General features: G+C 68.7%; 21 protein-coding genes. 12 read left to right on the top strand and 9 right to left on the bottom strand.

Features of this window, described 5'->3' with window-relative positions; translation table 11 throughout:
* Nucleotides 1–116: 116 nt before the first annotated feature.
* On the bottom strand, nucleotides 117–701 hold the full coding sequence (locus tag DL519_RS24550; protein WP_190818277.1) for an aldolase/citrate lyase family protein: 585 nt from the start codon (nucleotides 699–701) through the stop codon (nucleotides 117–119).
* Here DL519_RS24550 and DL519_RS24545 point away from each other — a divergent pair.
* From DL519_RS24545 to DL519_RS24520, 6 genes are all read left to right on the top strand, one after another.
* Nucleotides 684–1,139 carry a hypothetical protein gene (locus DL519_RS24545; RefSeq protein WP_190818276.1) on the top strand — a complete coding sequence of 152 codons (456 nt, stop codon included), beginning with the start codon at nucleotides 684–686 and terminating at the stop codon, nucleotides 1,137–1,139. The two genes, DL519_RS24550 and DL519_RS24545, sit on opposite strands and share 18 nt — an antisense overlap.
* A 212-nt stretch (nucleotides 1,140–1,351) precedes the next feature.
* Entirely contained in the window at nucleotides 1,352–1,648 is a 297-nt protein-coding gene (locus DL519_RS24540) for a helix-turn-helix domain-containing protein (RefSeq protein ID WP_190818274.1), read from the top strand.
* 111 nt (nucleotides 1,649–1,759) lie between these two features.
* Nucleotides 1,760–2,050: a hypothetical protein gene (locus DL519_RS24535; protein WP_168586795.1), complete on the top strand. Its 291-nt coding sequence runs from the start codon at nucleotides 1,760–1,762 to the stop codon at nucleotides 2,048–2,050.
* 241 nt (nucleotides 2,051–2,291) lie between these two features.
* Nucleotides 2,292–3,092: a hypothetical protein gene (locus tag DL519_RS24530; protein ID WP_168586796.1), complete on the top strand. Its 801-nt coding sequence runs from the start codon at nucleotides 2,292–2,294 to the stop codon at nucleotides 3,090–3,092.
* A 10-nt stretch (nucleotides 3,093–3,102) separates the two neighbouring features.
* Nucleotides 3,103–5,001, top strand: a complete 1,899-nt coding sequence (locus DL519_RS24525; protein ID WP_190818273.1) for a fumarate reductase/succinate dehydrogenase flavoprotein subunit — start codon at nucleotides 3,103–3,105, stop codon at nucleotides 4,999–5,001.
* Nucleotides 5,001–5,744 carry a succinate dehydrogenase/fumarate reductase iron-sulfur subunit gene (locus DL519_RS24520; protein WP_190818271.1) on the top strand — a complete coding sequence of 248 codons (744 nt, stop codon included), beginning with the start codon at nucleotides 5,001–5,003 and terminating at the stop codon, nucleotides 5,742–5,744. Before DL519_RS24525 ends, DL519_RS24520 begins: the two co-directional genes overlap by 1 nt.
* A 67-nt stretch (nucleotides 5,745–5,811) precedes the next feature.
* Here the strand turns inward: DL519_RS24520 and DL519_RS47155 are convergent, their stop codons facing one another.
* Nucleotides 5,812–6,123, bottom strand: coding sequence for a hypothetical protein (locus DL519_RS47155; protein WP_223839490.1), 312 nt, complete (start codon nucleotides 6,121–6,123; stop codon nucleotides 5,812–5,814).
* A gap of 135 nt (nucleotides 6,124–6,258) precedes the next feature.
* Between DL519_RS47155 and DL519_RS24510 the strand changes: the two genes are divergently transcribed.
* Nucleotides 6,259–7,101: a helix-turn-helix domain-containing protein gene (locus DL519_RS24510; RefSeq protein WP_190818269.1), complete on the top strand. Its 843-nt coding sequence runs from the start codon at nucleotides 6,259–6,261 to the stop codon at nucleotides 7,099–7,101.
* Between the two features lie 2 nt (nucleotides 7,102–7,103).
* Nucleotides 7,104–7,370 (top strand): DUF397 domain-containing protein, encoded by a 267-nt coding sequence (locus DL519_RS24505; RefSeq protein WP_190818267.1) that lies wholly within the window; start codon nucleotides 7,104–7,106, stop codon nucleotides 7,368–7,370.
* A gap of 57 nt (nucleotides 7,371–7,427) precedes the next feature.
* Here the strand turns inward: DL519_RS24505 and DL519_RS24500 are convergent, their stop codons facing one another.
* Both DL519_RS24500 and DL519_RS24495 read right to left on the bottom strand, forming a co-directional pair.
* Nucleotides 7,428–8,048 (bottom strand): GNAT family N-acetyltransferase, encoded by a 621-nt coding sequence (locus DL519_RS24500; RefSeq protein ID WP_317891390.1) that lies wholly within the window; start codon nucleotides 8,046–8,048, stop codon nucleotides 7,428–7,430.
* A 51-nt stretch (nucleotides 8,049–8,099) separates the two neighbouring features.
* Complete coding sequence (locus DL519_RS24495; protein WP_190818265.1) at nucleotides 8,100–8,714, bottom strand: DUF305 domain-containing protein; 615 nt, start codon at nucleotides 8,712–8,714, stop codon at nucleotides 8,100–8,102.
* 379 nt (nucleotides 8,715–9,093) lie between these two features.
* Here DL519_RS24495 and ctaD point away from each other — a divergent pair, with 379 nt between their 5' ends.
* The 4 genes from ctaD (at nucleotide 9,094) to DL519_RS24475 (ending at nucleotide 15,195) form a co-directional block, all read left to right on the top strand.
* Nucleotides 9,094–10,842, top strand: a complete 1,749-nt coding sequence (ctaD, locus tag DL519_RS24490; protein WP_190818263.1) for an aa3-type cytochrome oxidase subunit I — start codon at nucleotides 9,094–9,096, stop codon at nucleotides 10,840–10,842.
* A 125-nt stretch (nucleotides 10,843–10,967) separates the two neighbouring features.
* Entirely contained in the window at nucleotides 10,968–12,194 is a 1,227-nt protein-coding gene (serB, locus tag DL519_RS24485) for a phosphoserine phosphatase SerB (RefSeq protein ID WP_190818260.1), read from the top strand.
* A 50-nt stretch (nucleotides 12,195–12,244) separates the two neighbouring features.
* Nucleotides 12,245–13,033 carry a peptidyl-tRNA hydrolase gene (locus DL519_RS24480; RefSeq protein WP_190818259.1) on the top strand — a complete coding sequence of 263 codons (789 nt, stop codon included), beginning with the start codon at nucleotides 12,245–12,247 and terminating at the stop codon, nucleotides 13,031–13,033.
* Between the two features lie 767 nt (nucleotides 13,034–13,800).
* Nucleotides 13,801–15,195, top strand: coding sequence for an IS1380 family transposase (locus DL519_RS24475; RefSeq protein ID WP_190814282.1), 1,395 nt, complete (start codon nucleotides 13,801–13,803; stop codon nucleotides 15,193–15,195).
* Between the two features lie 207 nt (nucleotides 15,196–15,402).
* On the opposite strand, the gene DL519_RS24470 is transcribed toward DL519_RS24475, so the two are convergent.
* Genes DL519_RS24470 through DL519_RS24450 form a run of 5 tightly spaced genes read right to left on the bottom strand, consistent with a single transcriptional unit; the run spans nucleotide 15,403 to nucleotide 19,760 of the window.
* On the bottom strand, nucleotides 15,403–16,008 hold the full coding sequence (locus DL519_RS24470) for an energy-coupling factor transporter transmembrane component T family protein (RefSeq protein WP_190818257.1): 606 nt from the start codon (nucleotides 16,006–16,008) through the stop codon (nucleotides 15,403–15,405).
* On the bottom strand, nucleotides 16,005–16,679 hold the full coding sequence (locus DL519_RS24465) for an energy-coupling factor ABC transporter ATP-binding protein (RefSeq protein ID WP_168586806.1): 675 nt from the start codon (nucleotides 16,677–16,679) through the stop codon (nucleotides 16,005–16,007). Before DL519_RS24465 ends, DL519_RS24470 begins: the two co-directional genes overlap by 4 nt.
* A complete protein-coding gene (locus DL519_RS24460) occupies nucleotides 16,676–17,797 on the bottom strand; it encodes a thiolase family protein (protein ID WP_190818255.1) in 1,122 nt (373 codons plus the stop codon). Before DL519_RS24460 ends, DL519_RS24465 begins: the two co-directional genes overlap by 4 nt.
* Complete coding sequence (locus DL519_RS24455) at nucleotides 17,794–19,170, bottom strand: class I adenylate-forming enzyme family protein (RefSeq protein ID WP_223839489.1); 1,377 nt, start codon at nucleotides 19,168–19,170, stop codon at nucleotides 17,794–17,796. The genes DL519_RS24460 and DL519_RS24455 overlap by 4 nt, the downstream gene beginning before the upstream one ends.
* A 2-nt stretch (nucleotides 19,171–19,172) precedes the next feature.
* Nucleotides 19,173–19,760, bottom strand: coding sequence for a biotin transporter BioY (locus DL519_RS24450; protein WP_190818253.1), 588 nt, complete (start codon nucleotides 19,758–19,760; stop codon nucleotides 19,173–19,175).
* Nucleotides 19,761–20,270: the final 510 nt, after the last annotated feature.

The raw sequence follows: 20,270 nt of genomic DNA, 5'->3' as shown, positions 1-20,270 counted from the left end.
CAGTCAACACGATCAGAATCGGGAACCGACCGGTGAGTCGGGTGCGACGCCATGTCGGACCACAAGACTCACTGGTTTTTGGTGGTGGTCGTCCTCGCGGCCTTCCGCGCGATAGGTCAGGCGTAGTTGTTCGCGCCCCCAGCCTCCTCTGCTTGCCCCGTCAGCTGGCGCCTTCCGGCGGAGGCCGCCCCGCGGAGCAGGACCGCGTCGGAGGCCAGCGTCGTCATGCCGAAGCCCAGGTCTTGCCAGCGTTGCACGGTTTGGACGCTGTCACAATGGATGCCCGTCACCACCCCGTTCCGCTCGCAACTGTCCAAAATGGAGCGGGCGAGCTGCTCGTGCTCGGTCCCGCGGACCGCCAGCGTCGGCTCCATGCCGTGCCCGAGAACCAGGTCGGAGGGGCCGATGTAGGCAGCGTCGATGCCCGGGGTGGACAGGAACGCGTCCATGCTCCGCACGCCGTCCGGGGTCTCGATCATCGCGGCCAGCACGGTTCGCCGGTTGCCGGCCTCCGGCGTGTAGTCGTCGACGTCGAAGGCCGCCCGGGTAGGGCCCCAGCTGCGCGAACCCACCGGCGGGTACTTCGCCGCCTCGACCGCGCGGCGGGCGTCCCCGGCGGTGTTGATCATGGGCGCGATGATGCGCTGCGTGCCCGCGTCCAGCGCTTCATGATGCGGGAGGCTGTGACGGCGCTGGTGCACGCGCAGTGCTCGACGTCCGGCGGCGACGGCACCTACGTCACGAGCCTGAAACCGCACCGGCTGCTGGAGGGCATGATCGGTGCCCTATCCGGCGACGACCTTCTCCTGCCGATGCGAGCGGTGGCTGAGTGCCTCGACGTCGGCACGATGAGCCTGTACCGCCATGTGGCGGGCCGGTTGGAGCCGGCACGCCTGCTCCCCGCGGTCGCGGCCCTGGGCTGCGTCCCGCTCGGCGCCTCGTCGCTGGTCCTGGCCAGCCACCCGATCATTACGGCGGTCCCCTTCTTCGTCCCGGCGTTCGCGGTGGTGGCGGTGTTAGCGGTGATCATCTACCGGGACCGCCGCAAGAACCCCCCGAGACGAAGACCCCGACACCTGATCACCCGTGGCGGAACCGCAGGACGCCGCCTGGACTGTGTCCTACGCAATTTCCATTGAAATCGGACCTTCGATTTCAATGGAAATTGCGACCCACTTGCCGAGAGCCGGCAGGGTGGGCACGGCCTGAGAACCTGCGGCGGTGCAAGCTGCGTAGGTGGGCTAAGCGCGGGCTAAGCGGCTTCGTCGCTTCAAAGACAAAGCCCGCCCCACCACACTCCGGACGACCACTTCCAAAACAGTCTCTATTACATCGATGGTATGTGTTGGGGATGGGCAAGCGGACTGGGTGGCGGGAGATTCGGGACGAGCTGCTTGCCGAGCCCGGTGCTGCCGAGGCTTACGAGGCTGCTCGCATCGCCTTCGAACTCGGCAGGTCCACGCGGGAGATGCGGGAGGCGCGGAACTGGACGCAGGCGCAGCTCGCCGCCGCTGGGATGACGCAGCCGGCGGTCGCTCGGTTCGGGGCGGGAGGCACGGTCCCGACGATCCCCGTTCTGGAGCGGCTCGCGCGTGCTCTCGGGACCGAGCTCGTGGTGCGCTTCGCGGAACCGCGCAGCAGCGACTGACCCCGGTGGGGGAATTCGTTCAAGATCTACAGTGTGGCACTTGTCACATTCCTTCGTTAGGGGCAGAGTCGGTGCGGTAATCCCACCACTAGGCGGAAGGGGTGTTCGCCAATGGCCTCGACGACGACCGAACTGGCCGAACTCCAGCGGGTCCTGGCACAGCTCCGCAGCAGCGTCGGCGCGCTGCGTTCCCGCTACGGCGACGCCCCGGCCGTGCGCCGGATCCACAACGACGTGGAGCGGCTGGACATCGACGTCGCGGAACTCTCCGGCACCCTCCCCATCCAGCGGCGCAGCACCGAGTCGACCGAGGACGTGGTGATAGTGCCCGACACCCCCTACGACCCGTCGCTGTGGCGCGACGCCGACGACGAGGGGTTGGGCGGGCGGGCCCCGCAGTAGGGCCGCCGTCAGGTACCGCCAGCCGCCAGCCGCCAGCCGCCAGCCGCCAGCCGGCAGCCGCCCGCCTGTCCGCCGTGGACGGGTCCGGATGCGGGGGATGCGTTCCCCCGCATTTCGCTTGATCGGGGTAAGCCCCCGGCTGTTGCGCCGGTTGGGGGACTACCTGCACCGGGACCGTTGATCCACAATGAGCGGCCTCAGGTGAGCACTGCCGGACGACCAAGACAACGAGGTCTGCGAAATGTCCGCACCCCCAACCGCCACCGGCCGGGCACGGATCTCCGTGCGAACCCTGCGAACCGACCGGTGGTGGCTGCCGCCGCTGGTCACTTTCCTCGGGTTGTTGGCCTTCGTGGTCTACGGCCTGATCCGCACCTTCATGAACCAGTGGTACTGGGTTCCCGAGTACCACTACCTGGCGCCGTTCTACTCGCCGTGCCTGTCCACCGCCTGCGTGCCGGGCTCCAGCCATTGGGGGCAACCGGCACCGGATCTGGGGCCGTTCGTGCCGCCGCCGATCTTCGTGCTGCCGTTCGTCCTCGGCTTCCGGCTGACCTGCTACTACTACCGGAAGGCCTACTACCGGTCGTTCTGGGCGTCGCCGCCGGCCTGCGCGGTCACCGAACCGCACCGCCGCTACACCGGCGAGACCCGGTTCCCGCTGATCATGCAGAACGTGCACCGCTACTTCTTCTACGCGGCGCTGATCGTGGCGGCGGTGCTGACCTACGACACGGTGATCGCCTTCCGGGGCGCCGACGGCGGCTTCGGCATCGGGCTGGGCACCCTGCTGATGGTGGTCAACGTCGTGCTGCTGTGGTCGTACACGCTGTCCTGCCACTCCTGCCGGCACCTGATCGGAGGCAGGCTCAGCCACTTCTCGAAGCACCCGGTGCGCTACTGGTTCTGGACCAAGGTGACCTGGCTCAACGGCAAGCACATGCTGCTGGCCTGGTCGTCGCTGGTGTCGGTGGCGCTGGTGGACCTCTACGTGCTGCTGGTGGCCAGCGGCGCGTTCCCGGATCCGAGACTGTTCAACTAGAAGGACGTTGATGGTGGAGATCGAACGGCACGAGTACGACGTCGTCGTGATCGGCGCCGGTGGTGCGGGCCTGCGCGCGGCGATCGAGACGCGGTCCCAGGGCTTGCGCACGGCAGTGGTGTGCAAGTCGTTGTTCGGCAAGGCCCACACGGTGATGGCCGAGGGCGGCATCGCCGCGTCGATGGGCAACGTCAACTCCCGCGACAACTGGCAGGTTCACTTCCGCGACACCATGCGCGGCGGGAAGTTCCTGAACAACTGGCGGATGGCGGAGCTGCACGCGAAGGAAGCGCCGCAGCGGGTGTGGGAGCTTGAGACCTACGGCGCGCTGTTCGACCGAACCCCGGACGGCCGGATCAGCCAGCGCAACTTCGGCGGTCACGAGTACCCGCGGCTGGCGCACGTCGGCGACCGCACCGGGCTGGAGCTGATCCGCACGTTGCAGCAGAAGATCGTGTCGCTGCAACAGGAAGACCACGCCGAGCACGGCGACTACGAGGCCCGGATCAAGGTCTTCCAGGAGTGCACGGTCACCGAGTTGCTCAAGGACGACGGCCGGATCGCCGGGGCGTTCGGGTACTGGCGGGAGTCCGGGCGGTTCGTGCTGCTCCAGGCGCCGGTGGTCATCCTCGCCACCGGCGGGATCGGCAAGTCGTTCAAGGTGACCTCGAACTCGTGGGAGTACACCGGCGACGGGCACGCGCTGGCGCTGCGAGCCGGGGCGTCGCTGATCAACATGGAGTTCGTGCAGTTCCACCCGACCGGCATGGTGTGGCCGCCGAGCGTGAAGGGCATCCTGGTCACCGAGTCGGTGCGCGGCGACGGCGGCGTGCTGCGCAACTCCGAGGGCCGCCGGTTCATGTTCGACTACATCCCCGAGGTCTTCAAGGACAACTACGCGGACAACGAGGACGAAGCCGACCGCTGGTACGACGACCCGGACAACAACCGCCGCCCGCCGGAGCTGCTGCCGCGCGACGAGGTGGCGCGCGCGATCAACAACGAGGTGAAGGAAGGCCGGGGTTCGCAGCACGGCGGGGTGTTCCTCGACGTGGCGACCCGGTTGCCCGCGGAGCAGATCACCAAGCGGCTGCCGTCGATGTACCACCAGTTCAAGGAACTGGCCGACGTGGACATCACCGCGGAGTCCATGGAGGTCGGCCCGACCTGCCACTACGTGATGGGCGGCGTGGAGGTGGACCCGGACACCGCGGCGTCCCGGGTGCCGGGGCTGTTCGCGGCCGGCGAGGTGGCCGGCGGGATGCACGGGTCCAACCGGCTGGGCGGCAACTCGCTGTCCGATCTGCTGGTCTTCGGCCGCCGCGCGGGCGCCGGTGCCGCCGAGTACGTCGCGGGGCTCGGGGCGCGGCCGGACATCGGCCAGTCCGATGTGGACGCTGCGGCCCGTCGCGCGCAGGACCCGTTCGAGTCCGCTGCCGCGCCGAACGCGGAGAACCCCTACGCGCTGCACGCCGAGCTGCAGCAGGTGATGAACGACCTGGTCGGCATCATCCGCAAGGGCGAGGAGATGCGGCAGGCGCTGGAGAGGTTGCGGGACCTCAAGGCCCGCGCCGAACACCTCGCGGTGGAGGGCAACCGGCAGTTCAACCCGGGCTGGCACCTGGCCCTGGACCTGCGCAACATGCTGCTGGTCAGCGAATGCGTGGCGCGGGCGGCGCTGCTGCGCACCGAGAGCCGCGGCGGCCACACCCGCGACGACCATCCGGTGATGGAGTCGAAGTGGCGGCGCAAGCTGCTCGTGTGCGGCATCGGCGACGAGCAGGTCGAGGTCGTCGAGCAGTCGCAGGATCCGATGCGCGGGGACCTGCTGGAGCTGTTCAAGGTCGAGGAACTGCGCAAGTACTACACCGAGGAAGAACTGGCGTACGTCGAGGTGAAGGGGCTCTGATGGGATACCAGGCGCACTTCCGGGTGTGGCGCGGTTCGGACGACGGCGAGCTCCGCGACTACACCGTGGAGGTCAACGAGGGCGAGGTGGTGCTCGACATCATCCACCGGTTGCAGGCCACCCAGTGCCCGGACATGGCGGTGCGGTGGAACTGCAAGGCGGGCAAGTGCGGCTCGTGCTCGGCGGAGATCAACGGCCGCCCCCGGCTGATGTGCATGACCCGGATGTCGACGTTCGAGCCGGCCGAGACGATCACGGTCACGCCGATGCGGACGTTCCCGCTGGTCAAGGACCTCGTCACGGACGTGTCCTACAACTATGTGAAGGCCCGCGAGGTCCCGTCGTTCGCGCCGCCGGAAGGCCTGGAGCCGGGCGAGTACCGGATGCAGCAGGTGGACGTGCAGCGGTCGCAGGAGTTCCGCAAGTGCATCGAGTGCTTCCTGTGCCAGAACACCTGCCACGTCATCCGCGACCACGACGACAACAAGCAGGCGTTCTCCGGGCCCCGCTTCCTGATGCGGGTGGCGGAGCTCGAAATGCACCCGCTGGACGCGGCGGAGAACCGCCCGGAGGAAGCACACGGCGAACACGGCCTGGGCCTGTGCAACATCACCAAGTGCTGCACGGATGTCTGCCCGGAGAACATCCAGATCACCGACAACGCGCTGATCCCGCTGAAGGAGCGGGTGGCGGACCGCCGCTACGACCCGATCCTGCGCCTCTTCCGCCGCAAGAAGGACTGAGCGCGACGACGTCGACAGAGAGTCCCGCCCGCCCGGCTCCGCCAGGTGAGCGGGACTCTCATCGTGTTCAGGTGTCGTCATGCGCCGCGCGGAGGGCGTTGAGGGCCGCGCTGCTCTTGGCGACCAGGTTCTCCAGGCCGGTCTCGGTTGTTGTCAGGTAGAAGCCGTCCAGGTTGCCGCCCAATCGGAGCTCCACTTCCTCGCCGTAGATCGTGTAGTTGATCGAGCAGCGGTCTATCCACGCGCACGCCGTCACGTCGACATCGCCTATGCCCCGACTCTTTCCAAGCTGAACATGCTGGCCGACCGGATGATCCGCGGTGCGCTCTAAGCTGGTGCTGATGTCTTCCGCGCCCCGGTGTTCGGACTTGGGGTACATGTGCCCCTCGCAAGATCGAGAATACTGGGGTACATGTACCCCAGTCATTGCCCTGATCGGGGAATGCTGATCGGGTGCGGCTGAGACCAGTACGGAGGTTTCCCGGTGGGCGAGGCAGTTCCGACGTTGCCGAGGTTGTTCCTCGGTGAGGCGTTGCGGCAGTTGCGCGAGGATTCGGGTCGGTCGCTCGATGCTGCGGCGGCGCACATCGGGAAGAACCGGCAACGCCTGATCCGGCTGTTGGACGGCAAAGCCACGCTGACGCGGGACGAACTGGAAAAGCTGATCACCTTTCTCGGCGCGGGCAAGCAGCTCCGTCGTGAGCTGGCCGCGCTCGGCGAGGAAGCACGCAAGAAGCCGAACGACGAGCCGTACACCGACCTCGGCCCGGGTGCCTACCGGCGAGTCGCGTACCTGGAGGCGATGGCTACGACCGTCCGCTCCTACGAGAAGGGAATCTTCCCTGCGCTGGTCCAATCCCCGGCGTACGTGGAGGCGCTTATGGAGCTGTCGCACGGCATCTGGTGGGATGAAGCCGCTGATCAGGAACGTCTCGATCGCGCCGCGATCAGGTTGGAGAGGCAGCGCAGGGTTTTCGAGTCCAAAAAGGACAAGGAAGTGCACCTGCTGTTCACCGACGATGCATTCGACGCGGTCGTTGGCAGTTCGGAGGTCATGCGTGAGCAGGTCACCCACGTCTTGAGCATGGTTGATGCTCAGCCAAGACTGACCGTGCAGGTCGTTCCCGCTGCTGTGCGAAACAACCCAGCACAGCACGGAGGGCTCACGCTGTTCGGGTTTGGCGAGGTGCTGCGGACCATTGGTTCGCTGCCAGTCGTGTACGGTCCGGCAACCTACTTCGACAAGGAGCCCGACACACGTTGCCTGGAGCGTGCATTCGCGAAGCTTTGCGAGCTTGCGCTGAGTCGGTCGGAAACAGTTCACTTTATGAAGCGCAAACTTCAGAAGGGAAGCTGAGCATGGCGGACACCGGATGGTTCAAGAGCAGCTACAGCTCCAACAACAGTGACAACTGTGTTGAGGTTCGGATCGTCGCTGGTGATGAGTGGTTAAAGAGCAGCTACAGCGGTGGCGGCAATGATCACTGCGTCGAGGTGCGGCTCGGGCGTGGCGCCGTGGGCGTTCGGGACTCGAAGGACCGGGGCGGGCCCGCGTTGTGGGTCGGGGCGTCCGGCTGGGGTTCGTTCGTCGGGCGCATCAAGGCCGGGGGCTTCGACGCCGCGTAGTACCGAGGGCGCGGGTGCGTAGCCTGGTTGGCTGCGCACCCGCGACTCACCCGTGGGTCAGATGCCGAACGGGGCCGGGTACTCGACCTTGCCGCTGGGGATTTCGGCTTCCGGGTCGAGGGGGAGAGCCATCATGGCCTCGTCCGGGACCTCGATCGTCAAGCCGATCCCGAACTCCGACGCCCTCTTGAACCCGAAGCGCGGGTAGTACTCGGGATGCCCGAGCACCAGGACCAGTTTCTCGTCCATCGCGCGTGCCGCTTCCAGCCCGGCCCGGATCGCCGCCGTACCGGCTCCGGTGCGCTGGTAACGCCGCAGCACCGCGCACGGCCCGAGGGTCAGCGCCGGGAAGCCGTCGACGTGGTTGCGCGTGAGCAGCGAGTGGCCGACGACCTCACCGTTCGCGTCCTCGGCCACAATGGACAGTCCGTCGATCCACGCCGGATCCTTGCGCAGCGCCTCGATCAAGTCCGCCTCCAGGGCGGTCGGGAAGGCCTCGAGGTTGACCGCGCGGATCGCTGGGACGTCGGCGTTGGTCTCCGGGCGGGTGGTCCACATCTCGGTGCTCTCCTCGTTCTCGGGACGCAGGACATAGCCGGCGTAGCGGTAGTCGCGGCCGTGCGCTCGGCGAATCTCGATCTCGGCTCGGGCCCCGACCGCACCAACGGCGAAGGGCACCTTCTGCCGAGTTGGCAGAAGGTGCCCTTCACCTGTTGAAACCGTGTCAGCTCAGAGCGAGTTGAGCTTGGTCGTCGTCTGCTGCTCGTCGGCCACGAGTTCCTCGGCCAGCTTGCGCATCACCTGCGCCGAGCCTTCCTCCTGCTCAGTGCGGGCCAGCTTCCCGGCGCCCTGCTGCAGCGACAGCATCGCCTGCTTCCACTGCTGGTCGAACTGCGCGCCCGAGGCCTTCGAGAGCTGCTGCAGCTGCTGGTCGGTCTGCAGGCCCGCGTCGGCGGAGTTCTCGGCCTCGTCCTCCGGGGCGCTGCCCGACTGCTGGCCGGCGGCGGAGTCCAGGAACCCGTTCAGCTGCTCGACCTGCGGCTGCACCGACTGCTTGAGCTCCGCGGCGAGCGACTTGACCTCGGCGCTCTGCGCGTTGGTGGCGGCCAGGTCCGCCAGCTTCGACACCTGCTGCCGGTTGGCCAGCAGCTGCTGCGCGAACTCGCGGTCCGTCGCGGTGTGCTCGCCGGTCGACCCGGTGCCGTGCTCGGCGTGCTGCTGCGCTGTCGCGGGCGGCGGCGTGCCGGGGGCCGGGGGCTGGTCGCTGGGTGCCTCGCTCGGCGTGCAGCCCGCGAGTGCGAGACCGCCGGCCAGCACGGCGCCGATGATCGTGCTCCTCCGCACGTGCTTCCCCTCCAGGATTTGGTGGACGTCGTCCCAGGGCGGCCCGTTGATCGGTAGCGGCTGATCGCAGTGGGCTGCCGGACCTCTTGCCCGTAGGCTAACCGGCGCCCCGCGGGCGCGTGCGGGCGACGTCGCGCGTGCGCGCACTGTCGGGTGAATCTCACTGCGGGTGACGGTGCCCGTCCCAATGAATAGGGTGGCTACGGCCCGGCCGAAGTACAGCCGGAGTCCCGGACTAGTATCCGCAGTCGGCAGGCATCGCGACTGGCTTGTGCTGCAGGGGTCCTGCAGGGTGTCGCGTGCTGTCAACCGGCCCAACCGGGTCGGGGCGGACCCAGTCGGGTTCGATGAGGCTTCAAAAGGGAGTGCAGGAGGCACCGTGACGGCCGTCGCGCCACAGCCGATCGCCACGCGCCCCTATCCGGTGCGCAAAACGGTCAAGGGGTCATTCCTGGCGCGGATGTTCCGCACCACGGACCACAAGCAAATCGGCATCCTCTACCTGGTCACGTCGATGGCGTTCTTCCTGGTCGGCGGCCTGATGGCGATGCTGATCCGCGGGGAGCTGGCCGTTCCAGGGCTGCAGTTCCTGTCGCAGGAGCAGTACAACCAGCTGTTCACCATGCACGGCACGGTCATGCTGCTGCTGTACGCGACGCCGATCCTGTTCGGCTTCGCGAACTACATCCTGCCGCTGCAGATCGGTTCCCCGGACGTCGCGTTCCCGCGGTTGAACGCCCTGGGTTACTGGCTGTACCTGTTCGGCGGCCTGATGGTCGTCAGCGGCTTCCTGCTGCCGGGTGGCGCCGCCGACTTCGGCTGGTTCGCCTACACCCCGCTGTCGGACGCCCTGCACTCGCCGGGCCACGGCGCGGACATGTGGATCGCCGGTCTGGCGGTCTCCGGTCTGGGCACCATCCTCGGTGCGGTCAACATGCTGACCACCGTGGTCTGCCTGCGCGCCCCGGGCATGACGATGTTCCGGTTGCCGATCTTCACTTGGAACATCATGGTCACGAGCCTGCTGATCCTGATGGCGTTCCCGATCCTGACCGCCGCGCTGCTGGGCCTGATGGCCGACCGCCACCTCGGTGCGCACGTGTTCGACCCGGCCAACGGCGGCGTGATCCTCTGGCAGCACCTGTTCTGGTTCTTCGGCCACCCCGAGGTCTACATCGTCGCGCTGCCGTTCTTCGGCATCGTGTCGGAGATCTTCCCGGTCTTCAGCCGCAAGCCGCTGTTCGGCTACACGGGTCTGGTCCTCGCGACGCTGGGCATCGCGGCCCTGTCGGTCGTGGTGTGGGCGCACCACATGTACGCCACCGGCGCCGTGCTGCTGCCGTTCTTCGCCTTCACCACGTTCCTGATCGCGATTCCGACCGGCGTGAAGTTCTTCAACTGGATCGGCACCATGTGGAAGGGGCAGCTGACCTTCGAGACGCCGATGATCTTCAGCGTCGGCTTCCTGGTCACCTTCCTCTTCGGCGGTCTCACCGGTGTCCTGCTGGCCATGCCGCCGGTCGACTTCCACGTCTCGGACACCTACTTCGTGGTGGCGCACTTCCACTACGTGCTCTACGGCACGATCGTGTTCGCGACCTTCGCCGGCATCTACTTCTGGTTCCCGAAGATGACCGGGCGGATGCTCGACGAGCGGCTGGGCAAGCTGCACTTCTGGCTGACCTTCATCGGCTTCCACGGCACATTCCTGGTGCAGCACTGGCTGGGCAACGAGGGCATGCCGCGCCGGTACGCCGACTACCTGGAGTCCGACGGGTTCACCGCGCTGAACACGGTCTCCACGATCGGCGCGTTCATCCTGGGCGCCTCGATGCTGCCGTTCCTCTACAACATCTTCAAGAGCTACCGCTACGGCGAGGTCGTCACGGTCGACGACCCGTGGGGCTACGGCAACTCCCTGGAGTGGGCGACCTCGTGCCCGCCGCCGCGGCACAACTTCACCGAGCTGCCCCGGATCCGTTCCGAGCGGCCGGCCTTCGAGCTGCACTACCCGCACATCGCCGAGCGGATGCGGCTCGAGGGGCATCTCAGCCTCACCGGCAAGACCCTCGCGCACAAGCACGAGGCGAACCCGGCGGTCGGTGTCTCGGAGGACTTCGAGAAGTGACTTGGGCGCTAGCCCCGCACGGCAGAACTGTGCCAGGGTGGAGTTAGCTCGACGTTGAGCCCCGGCGGGCTGTGTCCCGCCGGGGTTCAACGTTTGTCTGGGGTCTAGAGAGGAATACCGCTGTCGTGAACGCGACTACCGTGTTGATCACCGTGACCGGGAAGGACAAGCCGGGGGTCACCTCCGTGCTGTTCGCCGCGCTGACCCGGCACGGGGTGGACATCGTCGACGTGGAACAGGTGGTGATCCGTGGTCGGCTGGTGCTAGGCGTGCTGGTGTCCACCGAACGCGACCCGGAGCAGCTGCAGGAGGCCGTCGAGCAGGCGATGGCCACCGTCGGCATGACCGTCGACGTGGCGATCGGCACCGAGGACGGCGGCGCCGCCAAGCTCGGCTCGACGCACGTCGTCGTGGTGCTCGGGCAGCCGGTCACCGCCCGCAGCTTCAGCGAGGTCGCCCGCGGCCTGGCCGAGATCGGCGTGAACATCGACTCCATCCGCCGCGTCGCCGACTACCCGGTGACCGGGCTGGAACTGCAGGTCAGCGTCCCGGACAACGGCGAGGGCTCGGACGATGCGCTGACCTCGGCGATGGCTGACCTGGCCGCGCGCATCGGCGTGGACCTGGCCGTCGAGCGCACCGGGCTGGCCCGCCGCGCCAAGCGGCTGGTGGTCTTCGACGTGGACTCCACGCTCATCCAGGGCGAGGTCATCGAGATGCTGGCCGCGCGGGCCGGCTGCGAGCAGGAGGTCCGCGAGGTCACCGAGCGGGCCATGCGCGGCGAGCTGGACTTCGCCGAGTCGCTGCGGCAGCGGGTCGCCGTGCTGGAGGGCCTACCCGCCTCGGTGCTCGACGACGTCGCCTCGGAGCTCGAACTCACCCCCGGCGCCCGGACCACCATCCGCACGCTGCGCCGCCTGGGCTTCCACACGGGCGTCGTCTCCGGTGGGTTCACCCAGATCATCGACCAGCTGGTGGACGAGCTCGGGCTGGACTTCAGCGCCGCGAACGAGCTGGAGATCGTGGACGGCAAGCTGACCGGCCGGGTCGTCGGGGAGATCGTGGACCGCCCCGGCAAGGCCAAGGCGCTGCGGCGGTTCGCCGAGTTGTTCGGGGTGCCGGCGGCGCAGTGCGTCGCGGTCGGCGACGGGGCCAACGACATCGACATGCTCACGGCCGCCGGGCTCGGGGTGGCGTTCAACGCCAAGCCCGCGCTGCGGGAGGTCGCCGACACCGCGCTGTCGTACCCGTTCCTGGACACCGTGCTGTTCGTGCTCGGCGTGACGCGTGCCGAGATCGAGACGGCGGACGCCGAGGACGGTGTGCTGCGGCGGGTACCGCTGGACGTGTGACGTCCGCGGTGGGGCGGAATATCGGTGGCCAGGAACCGGATAATCGTGGTGTGCCTGATTCCGCCGCCCTCGCCGTCCTCGACCCGCTGATCGCCCGGTACGCCTCGTGGCTGGCGCTGCCGGGGGAGACCACTGCGGACACCTCGGACGAGGACCCGGAGAACGTGGTCCTGATGCCGATGGTGCTGAGGATCGAGCGCCGCGAGCCGCCGGACCGCACGGCGCTGCTGGAAGCGGCCGCGGCGGCGGCGATCGCGGTGTGCCTTGACGAGCGCTGCAAGCCGGGCGGTGAGTGGCACGAGGCGATGCACACCTGGATCTCCGGGCGCATCCGCAAGGTGGCGCGGCGGGCGCGCGGCGCGCACTGGGAAGCGGTCCAGTCGTTGCCCGGGCACACCGTTCGGGTGGGCAACGCCGAGGTGCGGGCGTTCCTGCCGATGCGCGTGGCGGACATGCCCAAGGAGCTCAGCCGGTTGCAGATCTCCGGCAGCGAGTTGGCCGCCGACGAGCCGGGAGAGCCGGCACCGGATGCCCCGACGCTGTGGCTGAACCCCGATGTGCCGATGAGCGCCGGGAAGTCCGCGGCGCAGGTCGGGCACGCGACGATGATCCTGGCGGCGCAGCTGCACGGGGCGGGCCTGGACGCCGAGCTGGAGGGTTGGGCGGCCGACGGGTTCCGCTGCTCGGTGCGGCAGGCTGACGCGGCGACCTGGGCGTGCCTGCACCCGCGCGACGATCCGGAAACGGCTTGGCGGCAGGCACGGGTGGCGATGGTCCGCGACGCCGGTTTCACCGAGGTTGACCCGGGCACCGTCACGGTCCTGGCGCAGTGGCGCTGACCCTGGCCGTGGCCGTGGCCGTGGCCGTGGCCGTGGCCGTGGCCGTGGCCGTGGCCGCAGGCAGCTGGTCGGGAGTTGCTTCGGGTCGCTGTAGCGGCTGTTTCCGAACTCGTCGTGCGCGGCGGAACCTCAGTCGCCGTCTGGTCTCCGGGCCGACTCATGGACCAATACGCCGCCTCGGGGCCGTCGTAGCCAGAAGACGTCTGAGAACCCGCGGCGGTGCGAGCTGGTGCGAGCGGCGGGGTGGGCTAAGCGGCTGCGCCGCTTCAAAAGCCCGCCCTACCGCAACTTGGACGATCACTTCCAAAGCAGCCTCTACAGCAGCCCAAAAATGCTCACGACCGCGGAGCAGCGGGAACTGGGAGGCGGGCCGAGAACGGGCGCAGACATAGGCCGGGCCCGAGAATGTTTTGCAATCTTTCGATTGCTAGGTCTCTGGCGGCCTGATTGGTCGTCAAGGCCACTGCATCCTCGGGCCGGTCGCCGGGTTTCCCCGGTAACCATCAATTTGGCCACTGCGGCGGGATCGATACCAGGGCCTAAAGTCCCGGCTTCGCCGCGTCCAGTAGGCGTCCGCTGAGCAAGATCCAGCAGCTCAGCACAGGACCCGTGAGCGTTTTGTGGTGCCATAGCCCGGATCCACCGGTGTTGTGGTGAAAGTTTGTGCAGGCGGGGGTCGTGTCGTGGTGGGGCAGATGCCCTCTGGCCTGGGATGATTGTTCTTGCAAGAGAGACAATCGGTTCCTGGATGAGAGGGCATCTGCTGGATGCAAGCATCGCATAGTGTCGGCGCGGTGTCGGTGAGGTTCGATGATCCGAATCTCGTGTCGTGTGCGGGATTGGTGCCGGTGTTGCGGCTGGCCGAGCAGGTCGGGGTGGCTGATCTGGCTGAGCAGACGGTGAAATTGTCGCCGGATGTGGGGTCGGCGGGGGCGAATCCGGGTGTGAAGGTGTCCTCGATCGTGGCGGGGATGGCCTGTGGTGCGGACTCGTTCGAGGATCTGGGTGTGATCCGCCACGGTGGCATGTCGCGGTTGTTCGACGGGATCCGGGCGCCGTCGACGCTGGGCACGTTTCTGCGTGGGTTCACCTATGGGCATGTGGCGCAGCTGGAGAAGCTGGGCCGGATCGTGCTGGAACGCCTGGCCGGGCGGTGCGGGTTGTTGCCGGGGGCCGATGAGCTGGTGTTCGTCGATATCGACTCGAAGATCAAAGAGGTCTACGGGGCGGGGAAGCAGGGCTCGGCGTATGGGTATACGAAGGTGCGGGGCCTGAACTATCTGATGGCCACGATCTCCACCCCCGGTACGGCGCCGGTGGTGGCGGCGACCCGGATGCGGGGTGGTAACGCCAATTCCGCCCGCGGCGCGGCGTCACTGATCACCTCGGCGATCAAGACGGCCCGGGCGTGTGGTGCGACGGGGACGATCGTGGTGCGGGGTGATTCGGCGTTTTTCACCGGCCCGGTCATCGCCGCGATCCGCAAAGCCGGGGCGTATTTCTCGGTCACCGCCAAACACACCGCGACTGTGAAGGCCGCGATCGCCGGGATCGACGAGAACACATGGCAGACCGTGCGTTTCAACCGGCCGGTCTTCGACGACCGCGCCAAGCAGTGGATCTATGAGGGCGAGATCGCCGAAACGACACTGGAGGCGTTCACCAACGTCACCCAGAATCCCGGCCGTGCGGTCACCGCCCGGCTGATCGTGCGCCGCACCCGGATCACCACCACCGATGCCACCGGCGAGTTGTTCCCGGTCTGGCTTTATCACGCGATCTTCACCGACTCCCCGCACGAGCTGCTCACCGCCGAGGCCGAGCACCGCGGCCGCGCCGGGACGATCGAGCAAGTCTTCGCCGACCTCAACGACTCCGCCGCGGCCCACCTGCCCTCCGGGCAGCTCGCCGCCAACGGCGCCTGGCTGTCCCTGGCCGCGCTGACCCACAACCTGATGCGTGCCGCAGGCAGTCTCGCGTCGCAGTTCCACGCCAAAGCCCGCACCACCACCCTGCGGCGGCACCTCATCACGATCCCGGCCCGTATCGCCCGCTCCGCCCGCCGCATCGTGCTGCACCTCCCGGCCGACTGGCACTGGAAACAGGCCTTCACCAGCCTGTTCACCGCAACCCACCCCCCGCCAGCCGGGGCCTGCCCCTGACCACACCCGCCTACGGGCGCCGACCGGAGACCACAGTGGATAAGCCGGACCACCAGGCCGGCGGACTCCGCACACCCACCACCAGCATTATCGATCAACACCCCCAAGACCTTGATCAACAACCCACGCCAAAACCAACTCGGTGGATCCGGGCATAGCGCCCAAAAGTACTCACGGGTCCTGTGCTGACCGGGTAGCCGAACGAAGTCAGTCGTCGCCGACGCCGCGGGCCGCGAGGGCTTCGCCGAGTTCGTCGGAGTGGCGCAGGGTGCGGACCAGGAACGGCACCGCGAAGGCCGGGAAGGAGCGCTCCGCGTTTCGGGCTCGTTGCGCTTCGCGCACCTGCGTCGCGATCGTCGAGAGCGCCGCCACCGCTTGGAGCGTCAGGCCCACCAGCAGACCGATCCGTTCCGGCCGGACGCCGAAGCGCCGCAGCGGGCCCAGCCCGCGCTCCACGGCGGTGACCAGGTCGTCGACCCTGGTGGTCAGGGTGAAGAGGTTCGCGGCGGCGAGCGCGCCGAGCAGCCGCAGGCACACCACCGCGGCGCTGTCGAGGCCGAGCATCCACCACTGCAGCAGGAAAACCACCAGCAGCAGCGGGATCAGCAACCGCACCGCATGCCAGCAGCGGCGCGGTGGGATCCGGCCGACCAGGTACGCGACCGCGACGCCGAGCACGCACCCGGCCAGCGCGAGCGGCGAGTGCAGCACGAACGTCGTCACTGCGAAAGCCAGCAGTGCCAAGAACTTCCAGCCGGCCCCGAGCCGGTGCAGGGGACTGCTCCCGGGTTCGTACAGGCCGAGCGGGCTCACTTGATCAGCTCCCGGTAGTACGGGATGGCCGCGGCCGGTTCGTCGTCGGCGACAACCTTGCCCGCGTCGAGCACCACCACCCGGTCGAAGTCGTCCAGCAGGTCCAGGTCGTGGGTGACCAGCACGACCTGCTGCCGCAGCCCGCCGAGGACGTCGACGAAGTGCCGCTTGTTGCGCAGGTCGAGCAGCGTCGTCGGCTCGTCGCAGACCAGCACGTCCGGCTCCAGCACCAGCATCGAGCACAGCGCCAGCAGTTGTTTCTGTCCGCCCGAAAGCTGGTGCGCCGGGTGGTCGGCGTAGCCCTCCAGCCCGTGCTGCGCCAGCACCTCCGCGGCCCGGCGCTGCCGCTCCGCCTTGGAAAGGCCCTGCCTGCGCAGCGAAAACGCGACGTCTTCGCCCGCGGTGGGCATCACGATCTGGCTGTCCGGGTTGGTGAAGATGAACCCCACGCGTCGTCGCACCGCCCGGCCGTCGCGCACCGGATCCACCCCGTCGACCAGCACCCGGCCGCGGCTGGGGTGCACCAGGCCGTTGATCATCCGAGCCAGGGTGGACTTGCCCGAGCCATTCGCCCCGACGAACGCGACGCGCCGCTCGACCAGCCGCAGGTCCACCCCGTCCAGCACGGTGCGTTCGTCGTAGCTGTGCCCGACTTCCTCGAACTCGATCAACCCACTCGCTCCCACATCGTGGCCACGCCCAGCCCGCCGCCCGAGGACAGCGCCGCCAGGCCGATGCGCGGCCCGTCCGCCCGCACCATCCGGCTGAACAACCGCACCACCAGCACCGCGCCGGAGGCGCCCCAGGGGTGGCCGAGCGCAATGGCGCCGCCGTCGGGGCTGACCAGCTGCTCGTCGATGCCCGCGGCGTCCAGGCAGGCAAGAGTCTGCCCGGCGAAGGCCTCGTTGAACTCGACGACTCCCGGGGTGTGCCGGTTGAGCAGCTCCTGCATGGCGGGCACCGCGCCCAGGCCGAGTCGGTTCGGATCGACTCCCGAGGTGCGCCAGTCCAGCAGCCGCAGCCCCGGAACGCCGAGCCGGCGGCGCTGCTCCTCGGTGGTGATCAGCACGGCGGCCGCCGCGTCGTTGATCCCGCATGAGTTCGCCGCGGTCGCGGTCCCGTCCGGGGTGAACGCGGGCCGGAAACGGGCCAGGCGTTCGGCCGTGAAACCCTCGCGCGGCCGCTCATCCGCTGCGGTGCTCCCGATCTGCACCAGCTCAGCGTCGAAGCGCCCCGCTCGTTGCGCGGCGATGGCGCGTTCGTGGCTGCGGGCGGCGAAAACGTCTTGGCGTTGCCGCGAAATCCCGGCTTCGGACGCCACGAGGTCCGCCGCCGAGCCCATGTCCGGGTCGCCGATCTCGGCCGGTGCGAACGGCGCACGGCTGTAGAAGCGGGGCGGTTCGGTCGCCGAGCGCGGTCGCCATGCCCGCCACGGCGCGGACGACGGGCTCTCGACACCGCCGGCGATGAACCAGTCCCCGGCTCCGCCGCGGATCACCGCCGCAGCGGTGGTGATCGCGGTCAGCCCGCTCGCGCACTGCCGATCGATCGTCATGCCCGGTGTGGCCTCGCCCAACCCGGCGCGCAACGCCGCCACCCGAGCAGGATTCCCACCGGGGCCGAGGACGTTGCCGAGCAGCACATCGTCCACTGTGTCCACACCGGCATCGTCGAGAACAGCGCGCAACACGGGCGCGGCGAGCCGGTCGACGGGCACGTGGCGCAGCAGCCCACCAGCCTCGCCGATCGGAGTGCGGCGCGCCGCGATCACGACAGGAGTCCGGTTCACAACGCCTCCGTGCGAAGGGTTCCGGCGCGCAGGCGCTCCGCGATCACGGCGCGCGCCGGTTTGCCGGACGCCGTTCGGGGCAGGTCGTGCACGTGCACTGCCAGCCAGCGCCGGGGGCGCTTCGCCGGGTCCAGCGCTCCTCGGACCCTCGCCCGCAGCTCGCGCAGGGACGGCGGGGCGACCGGGTCGATCTCGACGACCGCCGTGACGAGCTCGCCGAACCTCGGATGCGGGGTTGCGCAAACCAGCACGTCAAACACGCCTTCGGCGCCGCGCAGCACCGACTCGACCTCCTCCGCGCCGACGATCCGGGCACCGGTGTTGATCGCCGACCCGGCGCGACCGAGAACGTCCAGCGAACCGTCGGAGTGCAGTGCCGCGCGGTCGCCGACCGTCGACCAGCCGTCCTCCGTCGCCGCTGGCACGATCTCGCCGCCGCGGAGGTAGCCGTCGAAGACCAGCTCGGAGCGCACCCACAGTTCCCCGACGCCGTCGACGGGATCGCGCACTTCCACGTCGACCACAGGCCGCAGCGGACCACCCCGCCGAACCGCGATCAGCGAATGCTCCGCCGACCCGTAGTACTCGACGAGCTCGCACCCGGGAAGTACCTTGTCGAGCCGTTCCTCCAACGCTTCGTCGACCTTCGCCCCACCGCAAACCACTGTGCGCAAACCGCATTCGGCCCGCAAGACCGGATCGCGCTCCAAAGTGGACAAGAGCGCCGACAGCATCGCCGGCACGAGGTGGACGGCGGTGGCCCGCTGCGAAGCGTCGGCGGCGTCGGCCGCGGACCACTTGTCCAACAGCTCCACCTCTGCACCCGAATGCAGCGCGTGCAGCGCGCCGAAGAGGAACAACGATGAACCCAGCGGCCCGGGCACCAACACGCGATCCCGAGCGGCCAACGGCAGGTCGAGCGCGGCGAAGCTGCGAAGCCACGACCGCCGCGACCGGATCAGCACCTTCGGAGAGCCGCTGCTCCCGGAGGTGGTGGGCAGGTAGAAGTGCGTGAGCTCGCTGCCGGCGGGCATTGAGCATGCGGCGCGAACGGTCCGTTCGCCTTCGTCGGCGGCGTGTCCGGGCCACTCGTCCAGGCTCAGCACCAGGTCTGGGCGGGCGTCGGCGAGGACCGCTGCGCGGTCGCCGTCGGTCCAGGCGGGTTCGAGGAGCAGGGTCGCGCAGCCCGCGAGATCCGCGCCCAGGAAGTGGATCAAGCGCGTCAGCGCGTTGCCGCCGTCGAAGGCGACCCGGGAGCCGGGCGGTAGGAGCTGCGCAGCGCGGGTGGCCCGCGCGAGCAGCTCCTGGGGATCCAGCGCGGTTCCGGCGTGCGAGACGCGCGAAGCGGGGGAGCGGCCGAGGATCGGTAGCACGCTCAGCCCTCGGCGGTGGCGCGGCGCGCCGAGCCGGTCAGGGTTGCCGGGACGGCGCGGTGCACCGCGATGGCGACGAGCGAGACGGCGACGAGCTTCACGGCGTCGCCGGGGAGGAACACCAGCGACTGCAGGGCGGCAGTACGCAGGTCGCCGATGACCAGGCCCCAGTACGGGATGCCGATCAGGTAGTCCACGGCGACACCGGCGACGTTGGCCGCGAGCAGCACGAACAGTCCGGGCTTGGGCAGGCTGCGCTGCACGATCAGGCCGACGACGACAGCCGCCGCCACCCAGCCGACCACGAATCCACCGCTGGGCCCGATGAACGGCGCAATGCCGCCGCGGCCACCGGACAGCAGGGGGAGGCCGATCGCGACCAGGGCGAGGAACAGGAGCGTGGCCGCACTGCCTCGGCGGGCGCCCAGGATGCTGCCGGCCAGCAGCGGTCCGGCGTTCTGCAGCACAACCGGTACCGCCGCGCCGCCGAGGTAGAAGCCGGGGAAGATCCCGAGTACGGCGATGAATGCGGCGAAGACCACAGTCCTGGCCAGGTTCGCGGCGGGCGCAGCTTGGCGTGGTGCGGACACAGCGTCTCCCTAGCGGTAGATCGACAACGTGGTCGGTCGGTGGCATTGCCGGACCGGCGACCCGTGCCGCGCCCGACGAGACCGCTTCCGGCCTGTCGGAAAGCCTCCGCGACCAGCGGTTCTCGTCGAATCGGGCGCCCTCGGCGCGACCCGATCGGCGCGGCGAGCTCAACCTACCCGCCAACCCCGCCGAAACATAAAGCCCAGCGCCGAGTTGTCGATCACCTACAAACCAGCCACCTCGATCCCGGCTGCCAGGGTGGCCCGGCGTTTCGCCCGGTGGGAGTCCGTGAGTGCGGTTCGTGCTGCGGAGGCCGTTCCCGGGAACTCGTCCTGCCTGGCGGTCCCGTTGGTCGCCCTTGCGGGAGTGGTCTGGTTCTGCCTCGCCAACCGGTGTGCAGCGAACGGCCTGTTCGCCTCGGTAGGAGCCTGTTGCAAAATTACGCCCACCACGGACCGTAACCGATCGATCACGGCTGAGATGGCCACTGGCGGACAAACGGCGGCGAT

The organism is Saccharopolyspora pogona (assembly GCF_014697215.1).
In the GTDB taxonomy this organism is placed as follows: domain Bacteria; phylum Actinomycetota; class Actinomycetes; order Mycobacteriales; family Pseudonocardiaceae; genus Saccharopolyspora; species Saccharopolyspora hattusasensis.
The sequence above is the reverse complement of the archived record's forward strand: the minus strand, read 5'-3'. Positions and strand labels throughout refer to the sequence as shown.

Excerpts from the sequence above, each read along its gene's own strand:
- DL519_RS24520 (WP_190818271.1), top strand. The coding sequence starts at position 5,001 with ATGGGATACCAGGCGCACTTCCGGGTGTGGCGCGGTTCGGACGACGGC.
- DL519_RS47155 (WP_223839490.1), bottom strand. The coding sequence starts at position 6,123 with ATGTACCCCAAGTCCGAACACCGGGGCGCGGAAGACATCAGCACCAGC.
- DL519_RS24540 (WP_190818274.1), top strand. The coding sequence starts at position 1,352 with ATGGGCAAGCGGACTGGGTGGCGGGAGATTCGGGACGAGCTGCTTGCC.
- DL519_RS24475 (WP_190814282.1), top strand. The coding sequence starts at position 13,801 with ATGCAAGCATCGCATAGTGTCGGCGCGGTGTCGGTGAGGTTCGATGAT.
- DL519_RS24535 (WP_168586795.1), top strand. The coding sequence starts at position 1,760 with ATGGCCTCGACGACGACCGAACTGGCCGAACTCCAGCGGGTCCTGGCA.
- DL519_RS24525 (WP_190818273.1), top strand. The coding sequence starts at position 3,103 with ATGGTGGAGATCGAACGGCACGAGTACGACGTCGTCGTGATCGGCGCC.
- DL519_RS24530 (WP_168586796.1), top strand. The coding sequence starts at position 2,292 with ATGTCCGCACCCCCAACCGCCACCGGCCGGGCACGGATCTCCGTGCGA.
- DL519_RS24505 (WP_190818267.1), top strand. The coding sequence starts at position 7,104 with ATGGCGGACACCGGATGGTTCAAGAGCAGCTACAGCTCCAACAACAGT.